Genomic DNA, 23,033 nt, shown 5'->3' with positions numbered 1-23,033 from the left:
AAATATATGAATTGATAATTATCTATGTTTGCGAAAAGCTGTAGGAGTAGTTTGAGTAACCTGCTTGAAAACACGACTGAAGTAATTCGCGTTCTGATAACCTACCTCGTTTGCTATGCTGAGGATACTAGCATCCGTATTCAGCAACTTTTCTTTCGCTTTCGTAATACGGACATCGGTCAGCAATTCACGAAAGGACTTTCCTTGCTTTTCATTCAATAAGTAGCTTAAATAAGTCGGACTCCGATCAACGTGTGCAGCGACTTCCTCTAAGCCGAGTTTATAATCAGCATGGTGTGCCTCTATGTATGAAATTGCTTTTTCAATCGGATCCACTTGTTTAAGCTGAGCGTGTTTTTCAAACTCATCGAGTAATTGGTAGATGAACAAAATAAGATCCTGTACAATCCGGTTCAGTACCGCGCCGTCCAGGACCTGTTTGAAGATGCTTTTGTAGAATTCTTCAATTTCAGGGCCAGTCAATTCCTTCCTGTTCATGAATCTCCTTAGCTGAGCCAGGATACTTGTGAGCTTAGTCCTTAACATCCCCGGCGCTGGATAAGGTGCTTCAAAATTGAAAAATTTATCATACATCCAGCTTTTCACTGCTGATTTATCAGCTTTTTCCAGCATTGCAATCCATGTGCGCTGTTCCTCAGGTGTCAAAAAGGGATCGAAATCCTTCCAGGGCTCATCGGAGGAAAGTAACACTTGCTTGAATCCTGTAAAGAAAGTAATCTTCATTGTTTTTCTGAGCTGTGTGTAGATTTGATGAACCGACTTCTCTCCTTTTCCAGGATGCAATGCAATTGCCAATGTTCCTTGTGAAAAAAGTTCCCACTCCTGCATGAAGCGGTGCGCATGAGAAAGAGGATCCGACACTTCACCATGAAATACGAGAATGATTTGATCACTTACAGAAAATACAGAAGGCTGACTTCTAAAATCGAATTGTTGAATAAACTGCCGCAAATGAGGTAAGTCATGCTGGTTTTCTGTTTTCAATAAATAAATCGCGTATGAAAAAGGACGCTGGTCGTCTACAAAAAGCGATTCATAGCCAAGCTGACTCATTACTGGGGCAGACGCATTTCCTGTACCATCTGAGGTAAGGTTTTGAATCGCCAGTTGCAACGTGTGTTTCATCATGGAGGGAGAAAGCGGCTTGACCCAAAGTGCCAGCGCACGTACCTCAAGTGCCTGGGAAGCTCTTTCGAAAGTAGCTTCCGCTGTCATCGCAATTACCTGGTCAGCGTAGTTTTTGATATGCTGCTTAACCATTTCCCACTTATCTTTAGGAATCATATCTAGTTCCAGACAGATGATCCGAGGGCGTTTGTTCTCGAGAACATCCATAAATTCGATTGTATGTTTTGCTTTATGCTGGGTCGCAATCGGAAACGCGTAATTGGAAATCAGCCAGAGAATTCCATTCAGTTCCTGGCTGTCCCGATCTGCGACTACTATATCGTAATCCATGGTGGAACCACCTTTCTTCAAAAAACAACTTACTATTACTAAGATACCTTGTTTCTTCTATATATGCACATCTATAAAAGATTCAAAATCCCCACATTAAAAACGCCCTCCCATCACTGGAAGGACGCTCAATAATTACTGATTCTTGGCTACAACTTCTTTGTTACCGAGAATCAGATAGTTCATTTCACTTTCTGGAATTTCATTCAGCTCTTTACGCTTCACTAGGTAGAATCCAATTCCAAGCACGATCCAGGCAACGAGTGCAATTCTTGACTCGATTCCGAGGAATGCAGGGGAAGTTGGAATCAACAACAGCGATAGGAAAACAAGGCTTACGACGATTCCTAATGCTGAGAATACTTTTTTCATTGGTGCTACTACGTTCACGGATGGGTTGAAGTCAGCACCCATGTTCCATTTGAACAGTTTATACGCCGTGAAGCTTGTGTAGAAGTAGGCGATCGTCACACCGATGGATGACATGTCTACGACCCAGATCAGGACTTCACGTCCGAACCAAGGTGCGAGCATTGCAATCACAACTGTGAAGATGATCCCCACATACGGTGTGTTGTATTTAGGGTGAAGTCTTGAGAATGCTTCAGGGATGATTTTTGCACGGGACATAGCGAACAATAGACGGCTTGATGAAACTGTGAAGCCGTTCAATCCTGTGAAAATACCCATGGATAGTGCGGTTACGAGAATGACAAGTCCAAAGGTTCCGAGCAGATCCTGTACGACAGTACCTGTTCCCCATAGGAGGCTTTCTGCGACAAGGCTTTCCCATGGCTGTGCCATAGCTGTCGCCAAAATCATCATCATGTATAAGAGTGCGGCAAAAATAAGCGCAAGAATAATCAAGTTGAATGCTTTCTTAGAAGAAAAATTGAACTCTTCTGCTAACTGAGGTACGTTATCAAATCCAACATAGGCCCAAGGTGCCATCGCTACGATCGCAATCACTGCTGCAAATGCAGTTTTATCAGCAGGGAACATTGGCTGTACATTGGAGAACCCGGACTCAGGCTGTGCTCCGACTAGGAATGTCAATGCAACAACACTTACTACCATGACAGAACAGAAGATGAACTGCATCCGTCCGGATAAGCCTGTTCCTTTAACATTGAAATATCCAAATACAGCTAGTGCGAGTGTAGCCAAAACGATTTCCGTTCCATAGACATCCCAGCCTGCGATTTGATAAAGTTGCAGATTTTCTACAAACCGTGGGAAAACGAATTTGAACATTAGTGCGAAGGCGGATGCATTCAATGCAACGATACAAATGTAACCAAGTGTCAAGAACCAGCCACAGATGAATGCATGCGTACGGCCAAGACTGATGAAGGAATAGGCGAACTCACCACCGGATACAGGGAAACTCTTAATCAGGAAACCGTAGCTTACTGCAATTACCATCATCAACAGTGCGCCGATTCCGAACCCGAGCATCGCCCCCATTGGTCCAGCTTGTCCCATCCAGTTTGCGGGCTGTACGAATGCGCCCCAGCCAATAGATGAGCCGAGTGCAATCGCCCAGACCCAATGGGACTTAAACGATTTTTGCAATGTTTTTCTTTCTTCCATTGTCAATCTCCTTTAATTTCTTCTATTTTTTATATAAGTACTCGTTTATTATCCTTTTTTCAAGGGTCTTCGTCAAATTCCATCAAGTTCCAAGTTCAGCTCTTGAAAAAACACATTTTCCATCGATATAGGTTGCCTCCACCTCAATATCTTTGATTTCCATTGGATCACATGTCGTAGGATCCTGATCCAGCACTGCAAAATCCGCAGCCTTTCCAATTTCGATGGAGCCTTTCTCTTCTTCCTCAAAATTCAACCTTGCTCCCCATATCGTCATCGACTTCAAAGCTGTCATTGCGTCGATGCGTTGCGCTTCTCCAAGCACTTCACCTGAGGAAGTCACTCGATTGACCGCTGCCCAGATGGAAAACAGTGGAGAGATCGGTGTGATGGGACAATCAGAATGAAGAGTAAATTTCATGCCGAGTTCTTCTGCTTCCTTCAAAGGATTCAGACGGTTTGCACGCTCTTCGCCAAGGAAAATGTCTCGATGACGGTCTCCCCAATAATACACATGGTTGATAAAAAAGGATGCTTGGATTCCGTTCATTTTCATCTGTTGCAAATCTTTGATCGTGGCAGTCTGGACATGCTCGATGCGGTGACGGTGATGGTGTCGTGGCTCCTGCTGCAGAGCAGAAGAATACGCATCGATGATGGAGCCTATTGCTCTATCCCCATTCCCGTGTGTGGCAATCCGGAAGCCTCGGGTGTGAAGGTCAAGCACCTCTTCATTAAAAGCGTCCTGGTCATGACTCAGCTCTCCGGACAATTCGGGACGGGTGAAATAAGGTTGCCTCAATGCACCTGTCAGCCCTTGAATCGATCCATCCTGGAAAAGTTTTGCACTATCTAATCGTGCGCGACCAGCTGTCTCCTGTTGAATACGTTGGTCCACCTCATCAGCTTTCATTCCAGCGAAAGGTCCGCCTTCCCCGAGCAAATGATGAAGCATCAGAAAACGCATTTTCAGTGGGTTTTTATTTTCTGCCAAGGCTTTTACATGGGCTTTATACTCTAAAAATCCTTTCACAAGACCCACACCGGCATCAGAGTTCGTCGTAATTCCTTGAGCGAGGTAATCGTTGGCACCTTGTTCGATAAGTGAAGCCAGTTCCTCCACGGTATAATCAGGAATGACATCATCTACAAGCTTCATCGCTCCAAATTCATGCAGTACCCCGTCAAGCTTTCCGCTCTCATCCCTTCCTAGATGTCCGGCTTTCGGGTCTTGGATATCTTCTGGTATTTCCGCAAGCTCAAGTGCAAAGGAGTTCACTACTGCAAAATGACTGGAAATGTGGCGAATCAAAACTGGGTGATCCGGCGCAACTGCATCCAGTTCCGCTCTTGTAGGGTGACGCTTTTCAGCTAACAGTGTATCGTCATACCCCCAGCCAATAATCCACTCCCCTTTTTCTTTGTGTTTCGTTTCTTCTTCTATACGACTTTGAATATCCTTCACATTTCGATTCAATTGAGCTGTACAATTGATCTGGTCCAGGTATTGGGAGTACATGAGCAAGTGATTGTGAGTATCGATAAAGCCTGGTATCAATGTCTTCCCTTGTAAATCGATGACATGCTCTGCATCAACTCCAGGGTCCCTTTCCTTCCAAACTTGTGTGATCCTTCCTTCAGAAACAGCAAGGGATCCCGCAACCGTTGATGACGGATCAAGCGTGAGTATATGTGCATTCTTAATGATGGTATCGAATTGTGTCATGATTGTATGTTCCTTTCTCTTCTACTAAAAGGAGCATATCGTCATGATATGCTCCTTTTGATATTCCTATCATAGCAATGATTGGTTACAATTTCCGCTTAGAAGAAGCTAAGTTCTCCCAGTATACTGCATGTATTTGTTCTGTTTTTGAATGACTGGTCACCAAGCTGACCACAATCAAACTGACAAGTGAAATTGTCAGACCGAAGATCGTATGATCGATCGGAATGTTCAAGTACGGGTATAGCAACGTAGCTACCAAAGCCAGAATCATACTGACTTCCACGCCGGCTCTCGTTACCCGCTTCCAGAACATAATGGCCAGGAACGGGAAGACAAGAGTAGCGGCTGATAGACGCAACGCCCACTGGTACATCGTCACGATATCCGTCAGGTTGAATGCAACAAGCAACCCTAGGACACTGATGATAGCAACTGTTAAACGTGAAGCGAACATCATTTTCTTCTCAGAAGCGTCCGGGTTGATCATGTGCTGGTACAGGTCTACAGTCAAGTTGGAGCTTCCCTGCAGGATGAATGATGTCGCTCCAGTCATCAATGCAGCAAGCAGGCCGACAAGCACGATTCCTCCAAGGTACGGAGGAAGCATTTCTACGGTAACATAAGAGAAAAGTAAGTCAGGATCCATATCCGACGGCACATAGTTTCGTGCAATCACACCGATGGAATAAGGAAGGAACGAAATAGCACCTGCGATTAAAAAGCCTGTTACCCCTGCAGATTTAGCTACTTCCTCTGTCTTCGATGCAAAAATCCGTTGCCATGTCGATTGCCAAATCATATAGAATGGTCCGACTGACAAAGCAAATAGCAGTACCGCACCTAACCCATCAGGACCAACAGGTGTCAAATATTCAACTGGTGTGTTGGAGATAATTTCTCCAAATCCACCGCCATAGATGATACTTGCAATAAAGAGCGCAATGATACCAACGATGACGATGATACTTTGAATCGCATCGGTAATGATCGTTGCTGGCAATCCTCCGAGAATCGTAAAGCTCAAGATAAGAACGAATGCCAGAATCAACCCTGTATTCACTTCCATTCCAAACGCGATGGTGAAAACGGTCGTCATCCCGACCATCTGTAATGCCAATGTCGGTACGGAATAAACGAATGCGGATAATACAGAAGGAATGACCCCAGTCCGTTTCCCAAACCGCTCACTGAACAAATCTGCGAGCGTAAACAATTTCTGTCTGCGTAACGGTTTTGCAAAAACGACGATCAATAAAATACTGAAGAATACAGCTGGCAGTGCAAATTGGAAGAACCCTGAAAGTCCTACCGTGAATCCCATTCCCAACCAACCGATAAATACTGCAGCCCCGCAAAAGGTACTGATGATAGTTCCGACAATCGACCAGAAGCCCATGTTCCAGCCTGCAATCAAGTAATCCTTCGATGATTTCACTCTAAGAAAATAAAACACACCAAGAGCGAACATGAAGGTAAAGTAGATGATGATGTACGATAAATACCAAGCCATTGAATTGCCTCCATCTTTCTATGTATTTAATTCAGCCTATGAATGGGGTGTATCCCCCTGATCATACAAATTCAAACAAAATAAATTTTCCGAATTTTTAGGCCATTTACTATTATAAAGGTAACACAACCAAAATCAAAAAACATTTTTTTACATCTTACGACAGAATGTAAGCTCACCTCCATTTTTGGTTTGATATAATAAAGAAATGAAATCCAGGATTGCGAGGTCATATATATGAAAAAGATCCCGAAAGTACCTTATCGGTATATCTTCATCGTTTTTGGAGCAGCATTATCTTTTTTTATTTGTTATTTTATCTTCCCTTTCAAGGACACAGCTGAATTCATCCAATTTACAACCACTGTCACCGGTTTGATCGTATCATTCTCGGCGTTCATCTTTGCGATGAAAACATATTTGTCGATCGACAGTGTCAATGTCATCACTCAGATGGATGGTAATGTCTTAGAAAATGAGAACTACGTCACATCCTTCACCAGCCTTTTGAGGGTCTATGATATGGAGACTTCCAAAAAAGTAGGAGACGAGATTTTCAAACAACTTGAGGATAGATTTTCGAAAGAATCAAAGACCGCCATTGAATTTGCAACTCATCTTCAGTACTTCATTGATATCATTGTGTTCTTTCCTTATCTTTTCAACGCAGCAGACGAAAACCGGCAGCGGAATATCGATAAGATGGATCATGTCTTAGAACTGATTGACCAACGTAAGCAAGCATTTTTGGCTGTAAGCACAGGGAACCTGATTCTGATTGATGAAACGGTCAAGCTGATCAAATCCATCACTACATACCAACAATTGACCCACCGTAACGATAAGCAAGTGACCTCCACTCTTCTTGATGTGAGAGGAACGATGCTGAAGAATAGCGTCACCCAGACGGTCTACTATAATTATCTTGGTCTGTACTACAATAAAAAAGCGAATGGCATCCTCAGGAGGAAATACGACATGGACAACCTTGATTTCTTTTCCACTGAAGGTGCACTGAAAGTGAAACAGACGATTCACACCCAATTATCCAGTGAAGATTTGGAATTGTTCATTCTCTATTTGAATGAGGCCAAGTATGCCTTTCATCAGGCACTTGAAAACGGACATAAAGATGTGATGTGGGAAGGCTTCATCAAATACAATGATGCTCGATCCACTTACTTGCTGCAGCAGACTTCCGTTACATATGAAGGGGAAGACTGGCAAAGTATCATGAATGACGCCCTGGTGGCAAGAAACCGGCTGAACATCCTTATTTCTGATATTCTGGAACGAGAAACGCCATCTCATCTCCAGGAATCCTTCAACTTTGAGTATCATCTGGCGAGTCTTGCAAAGATAAATCTATTGATTGCAGAAAAACAAGATATCACGGATTCACTCGGGCAACTGAAATATGCTTATCCGAGCTACGAAGGACTTGAAAAGGATCCGTTATTGGAGACTTCTTTTGAAGGTAAATTTGACAAAATCAATGCGTATCAACAGGAAATCCGCTCCTCCCTTACTGCTTTACAATAAGAAAGAGACTGGCCAGCTGGTCAGTCTCTTTTCATTATCGAATCTCGGCAATTACATGATCAATCATGGCACCAGCGATGTCTGCACCTGTGCAATCCGTAATGTTTTTAATGTGGGAGTTCCCGTTAATTTCACAAATGATCGGCTGATTTTCTTTCCCGAACAGAAGGTCAACCCCGGCGAAGTCAAGCCCAAGCTCCTTACTAGCACGGATAGCCAACTGTATTTGTTCATCCGTTGGTTGATAGGTTCGCATGATGCCACCATTGGTGATATTCGCCCGAAAGTCATCGTTACCAGAAGTCCTGAGCATTGATGCAGCCGGCTGATTACCGACAATATTGATACGCACGTCGCGGCCGTTGCTGGATGCGATGAATTCCTGGAACATGAACGGCTTATGCTGGAACACCTGAGCCTTCTCCACTAATTCTTGTGCGGAATGAGCAAGAAACACTTGCTTTCCGAAAGATCCGTAACAACCCTTAATAATCATGGGAAATGCTAGCTCATCAACTACTCTCTCAATAAAATCCCTATACAAACCCTCGGACTGATTGAAGTTGACCGGTGCCAGAATCGTTTTCGGCATTGGTAAACCGCAATCATTCAGACGAATATGGGTCAGCGCTTTATTTGCAGTATGTTCAATTGCTTCCGATGAATTGAAAACACGAACGCCCAAGCTCTCCAAGTACTTTGCCAGAAATACATCATTGTTCCAAGAAATAACGAAATCAGGTTTTGTATTCTTACTCTCTTCTTTATGTAAGACATAAAACAAATCAATATCTGTTTTAATCGTCAGAGAAATGTTTCTTAGATTTGCAGCTTTCTGAAGTAAGTCGTAATTGTCCTGAAACTTTTTAGATGAAGCAGTAAAACTATTTACAATCAGCCAGCCTAGCATGTAAGATGCCTCCCTGAATTAACTACTATTCACAGTATAGTAGAAATAGAAGTCAATTGATATCACCTCTCTCCACTGAAAATTAAAAAGCGCTTGGGAGAAGTCATATCCTCACAAGCGCTTTTTACAAAGCCAATTATTAAATCATCCTTACATCAATCGTCGTCTCACTGTTCATCGTCATCTTCATCTTCGTCATCTTCATCGTCATCACGGCGATCTCTGTCATCGTCCTCGTCTTCATCTTCATCCTGGTCATCATCGTCGTCGCGGCGATCTCTGTCATCGTCCTCGTCTTCATCTTCATCCTGGTCATCATCATCGTCGCGGCGATCTCTGTCATCATCATCGTCTTCATCTTCACCCTGGTCATCATCGTCGTCGCGGCGATCTCTGTCATCGTCCTCGTCTTCATCTTCGTCCTGGTCATCATCGTCGTCGCGGCGATCTCTGTCATCGTCCTCGTCTTCATCTTCGTCCTGGTCATCATCGTCGTCGCGGCGATCTCTGTCATCGTCCTCGTCTTCATCTTCGTCCTGGTCATCATCGTCATCGCGGCGATCTCTGTCATCATCTTTATCTTCGTTACGATCTACTCGATTTTGGTCACGATCTCTATTACTGTTCTTTTCTTCTTTTTGTTCCTCATCATCATTACTATCGTCGTTCTTTTCTTCGTCTTCATCCTCAGCCGAGCCTTTTGAGGTCTTGGAGTCAAGCAGTACTTTTTGATGCTGAGCCAACGCTTTTTCCAAACCTTTCTTCGCCTCTTCAGGCAAGTCATCTCTTTGAAGAAGGGCATCAATTTGTTTTGTACCTTTAGTCAAAGACTCCAGTGCTTCATCCAGTGAATCATCTTCAATCGTTTCCGAATCACTTCCATCCTTCAGTACAGTGACACTTTCCTCTTTTTGATCGATGAGATTTTCCAATTCATCAATCAATTGTAAGGCAAGCTCTTCTTCCCCACGTTCCAATGCAGTCTCTATTTCATTCATTCGCTTTTCGGCAAATTCATTCAATAAGTGCACTTTTTCCTTTTGATCCTTTGTTAATTCAAAAGTGGACTCTTCCATAAAACGTATCGTTTGATAAAACTCAGACTGAATATCGGTCTGTCCTTCTTCAGCAGACACACCTGTCATCCCGATTGAAAATACCAGACTGAAAGCAGCGCCTACACTTAACACTTTTCTCATTATAAATCCCCCTTATTTTAGATGGACTTCATCCAAGAATTTTTTGATCTCATTCTCTTTCTTCTCATAAGCTGAGAGAGGTGAAATGAACGTAAATACATATGTAAATTCTCGATGTTTCTTTATATAAATATCTGTTCTCATCTTTTCATTCAATCCAGAGATAAAAGAAATAGAAGCCTTATCATCTTGAACCACATCTACTTTACCCGCTCCATCTTTCAACTCATCTTTGATGTTTTCGAAAGATTTAGTTGTTTCGGTTACGGTTACAATTGCTTTCGATTGATTGTTGGTGAATTTCGCATGAAGTCTACCTTCGTCTGTCTCTTTTTCAAGTAACCAGCCTTCCATTTCCCCAACAGATAAATGATAAGAAGTATTTTCGTATAAGACCGATTCTTTACTCTCTTTAGAAGAATTCCCTTGTTTGCCTTGCACCTCCTCAGGCGAATTACATGCACTTAATGTAAATAACAACAAAATACTTACGATAAAGCTGCGGAATCTCAAATCCTAACCTCCTTTGTATTGAAAAAATAAATAAACCTATCCAATTACATGGATAGGTTTACACGTAATTGGCAGCTGGCAAGCATAGATAAACACCTTTAGCCCCTGTAGCTTTGCGTCCCTACTTTTCAATAGGTTTGCCTTTGTCGAATATATGAAGTTGATAATCTAATAATACCATAATTACCTTTGATGCTTTATCTAATTATGCCTAAATCAGGAATATAAACCCGAATAATTGGACTAATCAGGAAAATATACACACCTAATACCCTATCGTAAATTGCGATCAAAAAGTGCTAAGCGTATAGAGATTGTAAGTATTAAGAGTCAGTCGCCGGTAAATTTCAGATGGCGCCGGAAAAATCCGGAAGTTGCCGGTAAAGGTGAGCAAGTGGCCGGTAAATTCAAAAACTCGCCGGCAACCTTTTAAGACTCGCTGGAAAGCAGATTACACTTGGCTCACAAAAAAATGCTAAGCGCTTACGCTTAGCATTTTACATTAAAATACGTGCTGAGTCGCTATCCAATCCTGATAGTTCTTTACTGTAGGTACGTTCGACACTTCATATGGTAAGTATTTCATAGCGTGTGAGGTATTGAATAGTACGACTTCGTCATCTTCAGAGAGCCAGCCTTCTTCTACCAACCGTTTGAATCCTGCCATCGTCGCGGATCCTTCCGGTGATGAAGAAACTCCATACTTACCGAAGTAAGACTGCGCATCTTTGATTTCTTCTTTGGTAACCGCAACAGCTGTCCCATTAGAATCACGTAGGATAGAAGTGATCAGTTCCCCATCCGGAGGGCTTGGTACTCGCATGCCGGTCGGGTTGGACACGACTCCATAGGTTTGTGCAGAGAATGGACTTTCAGTTTCAATCGAAGTAACAATAGGCTGACAGCCATCTTCCTGCACGCTGACGATTTTCGGAAGATCTCCTTCAATGAACCCAAGCTCTTTCAGCTGCAGAAACGCATTCCACATCCCGATGACACCGGATCCACCGCCTGTCGGGTAGATGATTACGTCTGGCAGGTTCCAATCAAATTGTTCTGCCAATTCCAATCCCATCGTCTTTTTTCCTTCAGCTCTTCCCGGTTCCTTCAATGTGCCGACATTGTGCCAGCCCTGCTCTTTTTTTCCGTCCTGGATCAGCTTTCCAGCATCCTGGATCAAACCATCCACCAAAAACGTATGAGCACCGTGCAGCATGCATTCTTCCACAATCAGGCCTGGGCAATCCTTAGGCACGAACGCATATGCTTCCATTCCAGCGTAGCCCGCATATGCAGCTAGTGCTGAAGCGGCATTCCCATTAGAATTCACGGCAACTTTTTTGACCCCATACTCATTTGCTACAGACACTGCTGCTGATGATCCGCGTGATTTGAAGCTGCCAGTCGGGTTCTGTTCTTCCCGCTTCACCCACAACTTTTTGACAGGATATTCTTTCTCCGCTTCTTCAAGGCGGACGAGCGGCGTCCAGCCTTCCCCTAAGGAAATGACATTTTCCATATGTTCGACAGGGAGAAGCTCTTTATATCTCCACATAGAAGGAACCCGTTCTTTCAGGCTTTCTTTCGTAAATGTATGTGCCACCATATCGAGGTCATATTCTACTCCCAAAGTGCCACCACATTCACATTTGGTTTCAATTAAATCAAATGTTTTGTTTTTTCCACAGCCATTACATGTAAACCAAAATCTCATGTTTGCCCTCCTTCGGTTTTTCCGACTATTTTGAAAATTTAAGTCACACCCATTCTTGATTGGATGCGAGTTGTTACACTTTCATTCTCGTATTCTAGTAGGGTGCTTCTAGGTTAAAAGAAACCCAGCTGATCAAGCGATCAGCTGGAAGAACGGTGTCAGGCTTTGACGCCTTCTGGCCAATGTAAGTCATGCTCTTCTACGGAAGTGATTTCATTTTCTTCATCAACAAAAACGACCCTAGGCTTCAGTGTTTCGATTTCTTCATCTGTCATCATGCCGAGACTTAGGATGATGACGATGTCCCCAGGAGAAAACAAGTGGGCAGGAGGTCCATTCAGGCAGATCCGTTTCGAGCCTTCAGGTGCAGGTATAGCATACGTCTTCCATCTCGTTGCATTTTTAAGGTTCGTAATCTGGACCATTTCGTAAGGTTTGATATCTGCTTCTTTCATCAACTTATAATCAATTGTAATACTACCTACATAATCAAGTTCAGCTTCTGTTACTGTAGCGCGGTGAATTTTACCTTTACACATCATGCGTTGCATATTAAATCCTCCTTTTTTGATATCGTATAACACAACTTGTCGATAGGCAATGTTGTAAGGACGTCCGTACCAGTTGCACATAGAATGAAAAAATGCCGGTAACGATACCGGCATTCATGAACGATTCCTGGATGATTTGATTTTAAAAGCATACATGTCCGACCGATAAAATGCTTGCTCAAGTTCTACAAATTCCTCATTCACATCGGTCAATTTTCTTTCCGTTATCAAAATACAAGTGCGATCGGATATATCAAGCAGTTTTGCAACCTCTTCGGGCACCATCCCAGACCGAATGACTTGATCCGCTTCAAACATCTTGATGCCCAACTCTAATTCAATTACGTCATAGAGCGTCACTTCATTCAAATCATACGTACTCAACTTACGGCCAATATCTGTTGGATAATAGTGATATTCAACACCAATCGGCGTACGGTCTGCATACCGTACCCGTATGAAATGATAGGCTTCCTTGAGACCCGTAATCCTCTGCATGCGTTCATTCAACTGAACGATTTCTGAATGAATCAACTTTGCGCCAGGCTTCATCCCCATCCGTTCAATCGTTTCAGATGTACTGCTCAGATTACCTAGCCAATCATCAATTGGCTTCAGCGTTATGTAGGTCCCTTTGCCATGTCTTTTTTCAACGATACCTTCTCTCACAAGAAGATTGATCGCTTCCCTGACCGTACTGCGGCTGACATGATATTCATCAATAAAAGCACGTTCACTCGGAATCTTCTCTTCGTAAATACCTTCTACTATATACTGTTGAATGATTTGTTTCAATTGTATATGAAGTGGAACCGAATCTGTATAATTCAACGTCATACTCATCACCCTGTCCTATGCTGTTGTTATACCCCCCACCATATAGTATAAACGGAAATCTATTAAAAGAAAATTCTGATTTGAAATTATCGATGCACATGATAATTTCTTGTATGCTATTTCATGTACAATAATAGGAACAAAAATTTATACAAGATAACGATAAGGAGATGGCTTATGAAAATCATCGGCATCGACCTGTCTGGTCCAGGTAACCATAAAGATACGGCTGTAGCAGTTTTTTCTCAAAAGGGCGAACGACTCCTATTGGATGATTTAATGCTTGGTGCTTCTGATGAAGATATCATCACTACGCTCGTTGCCGCTCAACAGTACGAAGACATAGCAGTAGCAATTGATGCACCATTATCTTACCAGGATGGAGGTGGCGATCGGCCACAAGACAAGCAATTGAGGAAATTGATGAAGGACAACGGCCTCAACGGCAGTTCCGTAATGCCACCTACATTAACAAGGATGGCATACTTAACGCTTCGGGGAATTTCATTGACGCGAAGAATCATGATGACAGAAGCTCTGAATCATCTCCAGGTCGCAGAGGTCCATCCCGGGGCAGCCATCGGCACACGTTTAGAGGATAAGAAACATGCTCTATTGTATAAGAAGGAACTTGACTCAAGAATTGCAATTGCAGAGTGGTTTCCATCACAGGGGATTGAAGGGCTTCCGATTTCTGTCAGTCAAACCTCCCATACCATCGATGCATGTGCAGCAGCATTGGCAGCATGGTGCTGGATCGATCCTAATAAAGAAGTGAAATGGGTATGGAAAAAAACGAGTGAGGAGAATCCTTTTGCCCTATGTTTTTGACGAGTTGAGAAGTGCAGACGGTGTAAACACTTTTAATTTTGAAGGATTATGAGACTGATAGTTATATAGTCTTACATATAAGAAAAATTTGGTATATACTTAGAAACGTTGCACTTATCAAAGGATTTATTTACTACTCTAGACTTAGAAAGGATGCTTCTATGCAAAAAACACCAATGATTTTTTTGATGACAGTATTTCTGTTGGCCGGTTGCAACAATGCAATAGGGGAATCAAAAGATGAAACAAAGAATGAAACAACTGCTTCAGAGACTGCCAGCGTACAAGAGGAGGAGGTTGCCAGTAGTGCGGATAAAAATCAGGAACAGGATGAATTGAACACCCCAGTCGAAGATACTCTCACAGATGAGGAAACGATCCAGTTGATCATCGACAGTGAAACGGAAGCACTAGAGGTATTTGCAGATGCTTTCCAGGAAGATGAAACTGGATTATCTTTCAATGAGTCGTTCGAAGAAATCTTGAACCGAATTGAAGCACCACTCAGTGAACGCCTTTTAAAGAACATTTATGACAACCCTGGCTATGTGTATGAATACTCCTACACCTTCCCATTGGCAGATCAAGAACTGCCTACAAATTACCGAATAGTAGATAGTAATGATCAACGAAAGGTCTATGTGGAAGTAAACTTGTATGAACAGCCTACATTATTTGAATATACGTTGGAAAAGGAAGAAGACGATTGGTTGATCACGAGTTTGAATTCCTTGCATACACTTTCAGATGCATATCGTTTGTTAGGTTACGCATTAGACGCTAGCCCTGATGAACTTGATATCGTCGATATAGAGAATCCAACGTTCGAAGATTATATTGAGAGAGTTGTGAATGGTGAAAAATATGTAATTGAAACCTATCGGAATCATTATAGGACTAAGTTTTTCCACGTTGATCCATTCACAGGAACAGTATATAAATACGATGTAGTCACGGAATCCACTGAAGAAATTTATTAACGCATTAACGCATTAACGCATTAACTCACTGAGGGACTGTCCCTCAGTGCGTTGTCCCTCAGTGCGTTAAACTGATAAAGTGTCGGCATTAATAAAGAGCCACTGTGACTATCTCAGTGACTCTTCCTTATCTTTAATTTTTATACCTCAGGAGCGGACTCGATTGTCCGTCTAATTTGTTTACATCGGTTCTCCATTCTCATCAAGGTTCTGCATGCCTACAATCTGGGATTGAGCAAATTTATATTCTCCATCTTCTTTAATTAGCGTATGGATTGCATTTACTCTGTTATTCTGGAATTGGTACCCTTCCGCAATATCAGTTGCCATCGTTTTCTGGACGACCTCCACCACTGCTTGCTCTTCAGAGGCTGAACGCACAGAGATTTCTTCCAGCTCATAGTCGAGCTCATAATTTTCAAAAAGTGCTTGTGTTTGAGCTTCGAGCTGTTCTGTTACCGCTTGTTCCGCGTTCATATTCATATATGCCTCATAGTCTTCCTCTTCTGCAAGCTTTAAGTTCTCTTCAACGACTGCTATCACTTCAGCTTCCAGTTCTTCAGGAACGGCAGCACTGCTCTCATCGCCCATCGTTTCTTCTGTACTTTCCTCGGTGTCCATATCATCCATGGAGGAATCCTCGGTATTTTCCTCAGTACTCATGTCATCCATAGAGGAATCTTCTGTATTCTCCTCACTGTCCATTTCTTCTTCAGTGGTGTCTTCCTCATTTTCCTCTTCATCTTCTGTACCTTCATCAGTGGATGCTTCCACCTGTTCCACATCTGAATCAGATGTTCCCTCTTCACCACCGCAGGCTGCCAACATAGAAACAGTCAAAATAAACATTACAAGTACTAGCAGTTTCCTCATCCAATTAACGCTCCCTTTGAATTTAGTGTGTTAAGAATTTTTCACCAATAATCACTCCTTATTACCTACCACCATTCGACACACCGAAAACCCAATTTATGAAAAATATGTAAATTATATCCGAGCACTTTTCACGAACCTTAGATATTACATTAATGGATCCATCTTAATAAAACCTACATTTAAAATATAAAAGTGCCAGGCTCATCAGCCAGGCACCTTTTAAATTCACACTTTTTGACGTTTCAATCGCAATGAGTTTGATACTACAGACACGGAGCTGAATGCCATGGCCGCCCCTGCAACCCAAGGAGCCAGCAGGCCAATAGCTGCGACCGGGATTCCACTCGTGTTGTAGAATAAAGCCCAAAATAGATTCTGACGGATGTTACGCATTGTCTTCCTACTTAATTTAATCGCTTTAGGAATATTGAGTAGATCTCCACTTATCAGTGTTACATCCGCTGCTTCAATGGCTACGTCTGTCCCGCTTCCAATAGCGATCCCAATATCCGCAGTGACCAGTGCTGGAGCATCATTGATTCCATCTCCAACCATCGCCACTTTCATTCCTGAAGCTTGGATTCTTTTCACGTGTTCTGCTTTGTTTTCAGGTAATACTTCTGCAAATACATTCGATTCTTGAATCCCGACTTCCCGCGCTACTGCTTTTGCTGTAAGCTGGTTATCGCCAGTCATCATATATACTTCTAAACCTAAGCTTTGCATTTGTGCAATTGCTTCTTTAGAACTTGGTTTAACGGTGTCTGCGATTGCGATGACAAATTGGACTTTCCCATCAATTGCAGCAAGTACTGCGGTTCTGCCGTTTGCTTCATAAGACTCTAAATAGGACTCCGCATCACTGAAATCGATGTTTTGTTCCCGCATCAGCCTCCTGGTTCCAACCGCTACATTCTTACCGGATACCTGAGCAATGACACCATGACCTGAAATCGACTGGAACTCATCCGGATCCAGGGAGTCGAACTCTTCTTCAATCGCATATGCAACAATAGCGCTCGCTAAAGGATGTTCCGATCTTTTTTCGGCACTGGAAACCAAATAAAAGTCAGAGGCGTCTCCAGTTAAAGTCTTTACATCGGTAACGCGTGGTTTTCCTTCTGTAATGGTCCCTGTCTTATCTAATAGGACCGCTTGGATACTTTGGGTGCCTTCCAGGAATTCTCCACCTTTGAACAGGATCCCCATTTCAGCACCACGTCCTGAGCCTACCATGATTGAGGTTGGGGTAGCCAAGCCCAAAGCACAAGGGCAAGCAATTACTAGAACAGCAATGGAAGCTTCCAGAGCCGATGACCATACACCGGGATTGACTATGAAGAACCAGGTAAGAAATGTAACTACACTGATTCCCACTACGATTGGAACAAAAATTCCCGAAATTTTATCAGCCATTCTTTGTATCGGAGCCTTGGAACCTTGTGCATCCTCAACAATCTTAATGATCCCTGCCAGAGCAGTATCCCTGCCGACCTTCTTCGCTTCCATTGTAATGGTCCCGTTTTTATTAATTGTCGAGCCTATTACGATATCCCCGATATCTTTGTCTACTGGGATCGATTCTCCGGTTATCATCGACTCATCGATTGAGGATACCCCTTGAATGACTTCCCCGTCTACCGGTATCTTCTCCCCCGGCTTGACGATAATGTGATCGCCAACCATCACTTGGTCAACTGGAATGCTTAATTCCTGACCACCTTTCAGAACTACAGCCTCTTTGGCTTGAAGATTCAGTAGTTTAGTGATGGCTTGAGTCGTACGTCCTTTTGCCATAGCTTCGAATAATTTTCCGAGAATGATCAGGGTAATCAATACGGCACTTGTTTCATAATACAGTTCCGGATGCATGGCTTGGCCTGTCTGCCACAATATGGTTTGTACCACACTATAAAAATAAGCTGCAGAAGTACCTAATGCGACCAGTACATCCATATTGGCACTTTTATTTGCTAGTGCCCGAAATGCCCCAGCGTAAAAGGTGGAGCCTATTCCAAATTGTACAATTCCAGCGAGAGTGAATTGTACCCACGGGTTTGCAATGAATCCCGGCACGGTCACACCGGTGTCAAAAGGTAGATGGCCGATCATAGTCAGCAGGAGAGGAAAGGATAGTACAGCTGAAATCAGGAAAACGATTTTTTGTCGCTGTATCTCTTTTTCTTTTTGAGATTTCCTTTCTTTACTCTCCTGTTTCACTACTGCTTCATAGCCAAGCTTTTTCACTTTTTCCATTATCTCTTCCAACGATACCAGACCAGGGATATATGTAATCGTTCCTGATTCAGTAGTAAGGTTTATATTGGCACTGTAGACACCAGGTGTCCGGTTCAATCCTTTTTCGATGCGGCCGGAACATGCTGAACATGTCATGCCACGAATATCCAAATCTACTTTTTCCTCCTTGACTCCATATCCGAGCTTCTTAATCTTGCCGATCAGTTCTTCCATCTCGATCTGGCTTTCGTCAAAATTCAATGCTGCGCTTTCCATGGATAAGTTCACGTTGGCTTCAACGCCATTCATTCGATTGAGTACTTTTTCAATACGTGTTGAGCATGCTGAGCAGGTCATCCCTGTAATACCAATGTGGTGTTGCTTCACTCAAGGTGCCCCCCTATTCGTTATTTGGAAAACTGCTGGATCACTTCCATCAACTCATCCATGTAGGACTCGCCGTCACCTTTTCTGACTGACTTCGTCACACACATACGAGTATGGCGCTCTAACATAGTGAAACCTACTTTTTTCAATGCTGCATTCACTGCTGAAATTTGGACTAGCACATCCACACAGTATCGATCGTCTTCTATCATCTTTTGCAATCCTCTTACTTGCCCTTCTATCCTCTTCAACCGATTGAGCATATTCTCTTTTTCTATCCTGGTACGGGGAACAACTGGATGGCTTTCATTTGTTTCTTTTATCTTTTCAACCATTTCTACAACTCCTATCGAATTTACTTAACTCCCTTTGCGTGGTCGGAAGAAATCCATAGCGTTCATCCTTATGTGGGGAGTTGCATAGGGGAAAGCTGGATAGAGTATCCTCACACCAACCAGGAGCGAGGATGACTCTATTTACTTGCTCAAGCTACAACATCGTAGCCTTCTTCATAGATTGTCTGTTTAATAGTTTCCAAGGTTGATTTCGCGGGATCGTACTCGACTGTTACCAAGCCGTCATCCAAGTCTACAAGCACCTGTGATACCCCCTCCAGGTTACCGACTCCTTCTTCAACTGAAGACTTACAATGTCCACATGACATTCCTTCTACTCTAAGTGTTTGTTTTTCCATTATTCATCAATCCTTCCTTTATTTATCTATTTAAGCATAGAGCTTAACTATATGACATAAAAACGCTTACATACATTAATTCGCTGCTTCTGCCTTCTCTTCGAAACCTTCTTTGATCCAATTTCCTCTGATAAAACTAATGCTTAACCAGATGGCACGGAATAAATTATCTATTCCAATAGCAATCCAGACCCCAGCAATACCAAATCCCATCGCCAAACCCAATACATACACAAACACCGTTCGTAACAACCAAATACCGATCGCTGTGATATACATCGGGGTTTTCGTGTTGCCTCCCCCTTGATAAACACCTGTAAGGACGAGGACAATTGCCAGTATAGGTTGGATGAACGCATCGATTCTCAAAGCGACCGTTATGTCTGCAATCACCTTTGTATCAGTAGTGAACAGACCGGCTAACCACTCAGCTGAAAAGAAGAGGATAAGCCCCACAATGGACATGAACCCAACAGCTATCGCGGTACATTGGAGTGCATACTTCTGAGATTCTTCTATTCTACCGGCACCGATCAATTGTCCAACGATCGTGGTGGCTGCCGTGGCAAAACCGTATCCTATCATATATGAGAATACTTCGATGCTTCCTGCAATTTGATGCGCTGCGAAAGTAGCAGTACCTAAGCTGACGATGATGCCGAAGTAGAGAACCTGACCGATTCGCATAACCAGCCTTTCACCTGAAGCCGGAGCACCTACTGTCAGCAGCTTTTTCATCTCTCCGAAATTAATTGCTGGACGCTTCCACCCTGCCTCCCTGGTCCCTTCCCTTTTTAAAAATATCGAGAGCAACCAGATCACGCCTATAAGTCTTGCAATCACTGTCGCAGTAGCAGCTCCGACAAGACCGAACCCTGGAATGATCCAAAAGCCGAAAATTAACACATAATCTAAAACTATGTTAAGCAAATTGACATAGATGCTTATTTTCATCGGGGTTTTCGTATCTCCCGTACCTCTAAGGATACTGGCTACAACAAATGTAAGTGACAGGATGATCGAAGGGATCGCCACAATTTTAAAATAGGTTTTCCCAGCATCTATGACGGCACTTTCTGCCCCCATCAGCTTCAACATAGGCTCTGCAAAGAACAGGGTTACAACACCAAATACGATACCAGCGATGATTGCAAGATAAATGGATTGCCAGGAGCTTTGCTGAGCCTTTTCAGCATTTTTCGCTCCTGTGTATTTTGCAACATATATATTGGCTGCCACTCCTAATGCCATGAATATTGCAAAATACACCTGTAACAGGGCATTGGTTACTCCTACTGCTGATACTTCGGTAATTCCAATCTGGGAGACGAAATAAGTATCGACAAATCCAATGATCGTCTGAAAGAAATTCTCTATGACCGCAGGAATTGCTAAAAATAAGATCCAAGGTAACCCGGTTCTTTCTTTTTCAGCGTTCACTTTTTGGGTCAAGACAGCACCTGCTCTTCTTTGACTCCTATTTGTGAAGTATCAACCTTATGAAGGCAGTGACAGGATACATTGTGATCTTCCCCTACTTCTTCCAGCTTTGGAGCCGTATGATCACACATTTCTTCATGGAACGGACAGCGGTGCGCAAAAGGACAACCTTGGTTTACTCTTGTTGCATCCACCTCCCCATCCAGAATGATTTCATCGCGATGTTCAATGAAGTGGTTAAGGTCAGTAACTACAGAAACCAATGCTCGTGTATAAGGATGGTTCGGTCTTCTGATGATTTGTTCCGTCTTACCAATCTCGACAATTTCTCCTTGGTACATCACAGCAATTCGATCACACATATAACTGGCAGTGGTCAAATCATGGGTGATAAACAACATGGTCAGTCCCATTTCCTTTTTCAACCGCTGAAGAAGGTTCAAAATACCCGCTCTTACGGATACATCCAACATAGAGGTAGGTTCATCAGCAGCAATAAAGTCTGGCTTAAGTATGATCGCCCTGGCGATTGCAATCCGCTGCCTTTGTCCCCCGCTCAATTCATGCGGATATCGATAAAGGAAGTTTTCAGCCGGCTTCAGGTCGATCGATTCGATTGCTGTCTTAACAATCGCTTCTTTCTCTTTCAAACTCATCTTAGGATGATGGGCATTGATCGGCTCCATCAGAATGTCTACGATTCGCATCCCTGGGTTCAGGGTGTCGTATGGATCCTGAAAAATCATCTGCATGCGCTTTCTGAACTTGTTGGTCTCTTTATCCTTCAATGTACATAGGTCAGTTCCATCAAACCAAAGTTCCCCTTGCGTCTCCTTTTCCAATCGCAGCAGCATCCTTGCAGTGGTCGTTTTTCCACAGCCACTTTCTCCAATGATACCGAGCGTTTCGCCCTTGCGAACATCCAGTTGAATATCATTGACTGCATGAACAGCGACAGTTTTCCGATTGAAAATATGTTTACCTACTTTTTTTGAAAATGTTTTCCTTAGGTTCCGTACTTGAATCAAGCTCTCATAGGACATACTTAGCCCCCTTTTCTAAAAAGCAGGAAACATAATGCTCTGATTTAACTGCTACCAGCTCTGGTTCAGCCGCTGCACATGTTTCCATTGCATATTGGCATCGATCCCGGAATCTGCAGCCTTCAGGTGGAGAAACAAGGTTCGGCACTGTACCCGGAATCGACACTACCTTTTTCTCGGGATTGGCAAGATCGGGAGTAGCATCCAGCAATCCTTTCGAGTAAGGGTGTCTGGCATCTTGCAAAATGTTGGATGTTCCCGCCCATTCCACAATCTTTCCGGCATACATGATTGCAATCCTGTCACAAATCGAAGTGACCAGCGGTAAATCATGTGAAATGATGATGATGGACAGATCCAGCTTTCTTTGCAAGTCTTTCATTAATGCGATGACCTGTGCCTGTGTAAGTACATCCAATCCTGTAGTGGACTCGTCAGAGATGATCAACTTCGGACTGCAGGAAAGAGCCATGGCTATTGCTACACGCTGTTTCATTCCGCCACTGAATTCATGCGGATAACTTTTCCACCTGTCCTTGTCTATCCCAACAAGTTCCAACAGTGTCTTCGTTCGATTCAATGCTTCCTTTCGTGAGATATTCTCATGCAAAAGGATCGATTCGATGATCTGATCACCAATCGAATAGACAGGATTCAGGGCATTCATTGCACTTTGAGGAATGACTGCGATGTCTTTCCACCTGATCTTCTCCAGTTCTGATGTTTTGGCATTGACCAAGTCCTTCCCATCAAGATCCACTTCCCCTGTTACAATTTTGCCTGGATATTCGATCAATCGGAGGATCGACTGGGCTACTGTCGTCTTGCCACAGCCTGATTCACCAATCAGACCCAGCATTTCACCCTTTTTCACAGTAAAAGAGACATTTTCCACTGCCCTTGCTGGCCCTTGGGGAGTGTCATAATGTGTAGTCAGATTTTTTACTGTCAGTATATTCTTCATTCG

The 23,033-nt window shown here is 43.1% G+C and carries 20 protein-coding genes and 1 riboswitch; of the genes, 3 read left to right on the top strand and 17 right to left on the bottom strand.

Features of this window, described 5'->3' with window-relative positions; genetic code table 11:
* Positions 1-18: 18 nt before the first annotated feature.
* The 4 genes from ACFQ2J_RS13630 to ACFQ2J_RS13615 form a co-directional block, all read right to left on the bottom strand.
* The gene (locus ACFQ2J_RS13630) at positions 19-1,479 is read right to left on the bottom strand and encodes a helix-turn-helix domain-containing protein (protein WP_386061442.1); all 1,461 of its coding nucleotides are present in this window, start codon (positions 1,477-1,479) and stop codon (positions 19-21) included.
* A gap of 135 nt (positions 1,480-1,614) precedes the next feature.
* Complete coding sequence (locus ACFQ2J_RS13625; RefSeq protein ID WP_386061440.1) at positions 1,615-3,072, bottom strand: APC family permease; 1,458 nt, start codon at positions 3,070-3,072, stop codon at positions 1,615-1,617.
* Positions 3,073-3,154: 82 nt separating this feature from the next.
* On the bottom strand, positions 3,155-4,798 hold the full coding sequence (locus tag ACFQ2J_RS13620) for an amidohydrolase (protein WP_386061437.1): 1,644 nt from the start codon (positions 4,796-4,798) through the stop codon (positions 3,155-3,157).
* Positions 4,799-4,883: 85 nt separating this feature from the next.
* Positions 4,884-6,311, bottom strand: coding sequence for a sodium:solute symporter family protein (locus tag ACFQ2J_RS13615; RefSeq protein ID WP_386061435.1), 1,428 nt, complete (start codon positions 6,309-6,311; stop codon positions 4,884-4,886).
* 237 nt (positions 6,312-6,548) lie between these two features.
* Here ACFQ2J_RS13615 and ACFQ2J_RS13610 point away from each other — a divergent pair, with 237 nt between their 5' ends.
* Positions 6,549-7,853, top strand: coding sequence for a hypothetical protein (locus ACFQ2J_RS13610; protein WP_386061432.1), 1,305 nt, complete (start codon positions 6,549-6,551; stop codon positions 7,851-7,853).
* Between the two features lie 34 nt (positions 7,854-7,887).
* Here ACFQ2J_RS13610 and ACFQ2J_RS13605 read toward each other — a convergent pair whose 3' ends face one another.
* The 6 genes from ACFQ2J_RS13605 to ACFQ2J_RS13580 form a co-directional block, all read right to left on the bottom strand.
* Positions 7,888-8,763, bottom strand: a complete 876-nt coding sequence (locus tag ACFQ2J_RS13605; protein ID WP_386061429.1) for an ATP-grasp domain-containing protein — start codon at positions 8,761-8,763, stop codon at positions 7,888-7,890.
* A gap of 167 nt (positions 8,764-8,930) precedes the next feature.
* Positions 8,931-9,962, bottom strand: coding sequence for a DUF5667 domain-containing protein (locus tag ACFQ2J_RS13600; protein WP_386061426.1), 1,032 nt, complete (start codon positions 9,960-9,962; stop codon positions 8,931-8,933).
* Positions 9,963-9,974: 12 nt separating this feature from the next.
* The gene (locus ACFQ2J_RS13595; RefSeq protein ID WP_386061424.1) at positions 9,975-10,475 is read right to left on the bottom strand and encodes a hypothetical protein; all 501 of its coding nucleotides are present in this window, start codon (positions 10,473-10,475) and stop codon (positions 9,975-9,977) included.
* A 67-nt stretch (positions 10,476-10,542) separates the two neighbouring features.
* A riboswitch (cyclic di-GMP riboswitch) is annotated at positions 10,543-10,627 on the bottom strand.
* A 350-nt stretch (positions 10,628-10,977) separates the two neighbouring features.
* A complete protein-coding gene (locus tag ACFQ2J_RS13590) occupies positions 10,978-12,189 on the bottom strand; it encodes a threonine synthase (RefSeq protein ID WP_386061421.1) in 1,212 nt (403 codons plus the stop codon).
* 158 nt (positions 12,190-12,347) lie between these two features.
* Positions 12,348-12,740, bottom strand: coding sequence for an aspartate 1-decarboxylase (panD, locus tag ACFQ2J_RS13585; protein ID WP_386061418.1), 393 nt, complete (start codon positions 12,738-12,740; stop codon positions 12,348-12,350).
* Positions 12,741-12,854: 114 nt separating this feature from the next.
* Positions 12,855-13,577, bottom strand: coding sequence for a GntR family transcriptional regulator (locus tag ACFQ2J_RS13580; RefSeq protein ID WP_386061416.1), 723 nt, complete (start codon positions 13,575-13,577; stop codon positions 12,855-12,857).
* 177 nt (positions 13,578-13,754) lie between these two features.
* On the opposite strand from ACFQ2J_RS13580, the gene ACFQ2J_RS13575 reads away from it, so the two are divergent.
* A complete protein-coding gene (locus ACFQ2J_RS13575) occupies positions 13,755-14,408 on the top strand; it encodes a DUF429 domain-containing protein (protein ID WP_386061413.1) in 654 nt (217 codons plus the stop codon).
* 161 nt (positions 14,409-14,569) lie between these two features.
* Entirely contained in the window at positions 14,570-15,388 is an 819-nt protein-coding gene (locus tag ACFQ2J_RS13570; protein ID WP_386061411.1) for a hypothetical protein, read from the top strand.
* Between the two features lie 180 nt (positions 15,389-15,568).
* Here the strand turns inward: ACFQ2J_RS13570 and ACFQ2J_RS13565 are convergent, their stop codons facing one another.
* From ACFQ2J_RS13565 to ACFQ2J_RS13535, 7 genes are all read right to left on the bottom strand, one after another.
* Positions 15,569-16,261, bottom strand: a complete 693-nt coding sequence (locus ACFQ2J_RS13565; protein ID WP_386061408.1) for an LptM family lipoprotein — start codon at positions 16,259-16,261, stop codon at positions 15,569-15,571.
* A 228-nt stretch (positions 16,262-16,489) separates the two neighbouring features.
* On the bottom strand, positions 16,490-18,889 hold the full coding sequence (locus ACFQ2J_RS13560; protein WP_386061406.1) for a heavy metal translocating P-type ATPase: 2,400 nt from the start codon (positions 18,887-18,889) through the stop codon (positions 16,490-16,492).
* Positions 18,890-18,909: 20 nt separating this feature from the next.
* A complete protein-coding gene (locus ACFQ2J_RS13555) occupies positions 18,910-19,224 on the bottom strand; it encodes a metal-sensing transcriptional repressor (protein WP_386061403.1) in 315 nt (104 codons plus the stop codon).
* A 149-nt stretch (positions 19,225-19,373) separates the two neighbouring features.
* A complete protein-coding gene (copZ, locus tag ACFQ2J_RS13550) occupies positions 19,374-19,583 on the bottom strand; it encodes a copper chaperone CopZ (protein WP_386061401.1) in 210 nt (69 codons plus the stop codon).
* A 75-nt stretch (positions 19,584-19,658) separates the two neighbouring features.
* On the bottom strand, positions 19,659-21,035 hold the full coding sequence (locus tag ACFQ2J_RS13545) for an MATE family efflux transporter (RefSeq protein WP_386061398.1): 1,377 nt from the start codon (positions 21,033-21,035) through the stop codon (positions 19,659-19,661).
* Positions 21,032-22,066, bottom strand: a complete 1,035-nt coding sequence (locus ACFQ2J_RS13540) for an ABC transporter ATP-binding protein (RefSeq protein ID WP_386061396.1) — start codon at positions 22,064-22,066, stop codon at positions 21,032-21,034. Before ACFQ2J_RS13540 ends, ACFQ2J_RS13545 begins: the two co-directional genes overlap by 4 nt.
* Entirely contained in the window at positions 22,056-23,030 is a 975-nt protein-coding gene (locus ACFQ2J_RS13535) for an ABC transporter ATP-binding protein (protein ID WP_386061393.1), read from the bottom strand. Before ACFQ2J_RS13535 ends, ACFQ2J_RS13540 begins: the two co-directional genes overlap by 11 nt.
* Positions 23,031-23,033 lie beyond the last annotated feature (3 nt).

This window comes from Thalassobacillus hwangdonensis (assembly GCF_042675915.1).
GTDB classification, from domain to species: Bacteria; Bacillota; Bacilli; order Bacillales; family Halobacillaceae; genus Thalassobacillus_A; species Thalassobacillus_A hwangdonensis.
Note: the sequence above shows the minus strand (reverse complement) of the source record. Positions and strands in the feature narration are given on the sequence as shown.

Coding starts and splice junctions, on each gene's coding strand:
- ACFQ2J_RS13630 (WP_386061442.1), bottom strand. CDS start 1,479: ATGGATTACGATATAGTAGTCGCAGATCGGGACAGCCAGGAACTGAAT.
- ACFQ2J_RS13625 (WP_386061440.1), bottom strand. CDS start 3,072: ATGGAAGAAAGAAAAACATTGCAAAAATCGTTTAAGTCCCATTGGGTC.
- ACFQ2J_RS13620 (WP_386061437.1), bottom strand. CDS start 4,798: ATGACACAATTCGATACCATCATTAAGAATGCACATATACTCACGCTT.
- ACFQ2J_RS13615 (WP_386061435.1), bottom strand. CDS start 6,311: ATGGCTTGGTATTTATCGTACATCATCATCTACTTTACCTTCATGTTC.
- ACFQ2J_RS13610 (WP_386061432.1), top strand. CDS start 6,549: ATGAAAAAGATCCCGAAAGTACCTTATCGGTATATCTTCATCGTTTTT.
- ACFQ2J_RS13605 (WP_386061429.1), bottom strand. CDS start 8,763: ATGCTAGGCTGGCTGATTGTAAATAGTTTTACTGCTTCATCTAAAAAG.
- ACFQ2J_RS13600 (WP_386061426.1), bottom strand. CDS start 9,962: ATGAGAAAAGTGTTAAGTGTAGGCGCTGCTTTCAGTCTGGTATTTTCA.
- ACFQ2J_RS13590 (WP_386061421.1), bottom strand. CDS start 12,189: ATGAGATTTTGGTTTACATGTAATGGCTGTGGAAAAAACAAAACATTT.
- panD (WP_386061418.1), bottom strand. CDS start 12,740: ATGCAACGCATGATGTGTAAAGGTAAAATTCACCGCGCTACAGTAACA.
- ACFQ2J_RS13580 (WP_386061416.1), bottom strand. CDS start 13,577: ATGACGTTGAATTATACAGATTCGGTTCCACTTCATATACAATTGAAA.
- ACFQ2J_RS13575 (WP_386061413.1), top strand. CDS start 13,755: ATGAAAATCATCGGCATCGACCTGTCTGGTCCAGGTAACCATAAAGAT.
- ACFQ2J_RS13570 (WP_386061411.1), top strand. CDS start 14,570: ATGCAAAAAACACCAATGATTTTTTTGATGACAGTATTTCTGTTGGCC.
- ACFQ2J_RS13565 (WP_386061408.1), bottom strand. CDS start 16,261: ATGAGGAAACTGCTAGTACTTGTAATGTTTATTTTGACTGTTTCTATG.
- ACFQ2J_RS13555 (WP_386061403.1), bottom strand. CDS start 19,224: ATGGTTGAAAAGATAAAAGAAACAAATGAAAGCCATCCAGTTGTTCCC.
- copZ (WP_386061401.1), bottom strand. CDS start 19,583: ATGGAAAAACAAACACTTAGAGTAGAAGGAATGTCATGTGGACATTGT.
- ACFQ2J_RS13540 (WP_386061396.1), bottom strand. CDS start 22,066: ATGTCCTATGAGAGCTTGATTCAAGTACGGAACCTAAGGAAAACATTT.
- ACFQ2J_RS13535 (WP_386061393.1), bottom strand. CDS start 23,030: ATGAAGAATATACTGACAGTAAAAAATCTGACTACACATTATGACACT.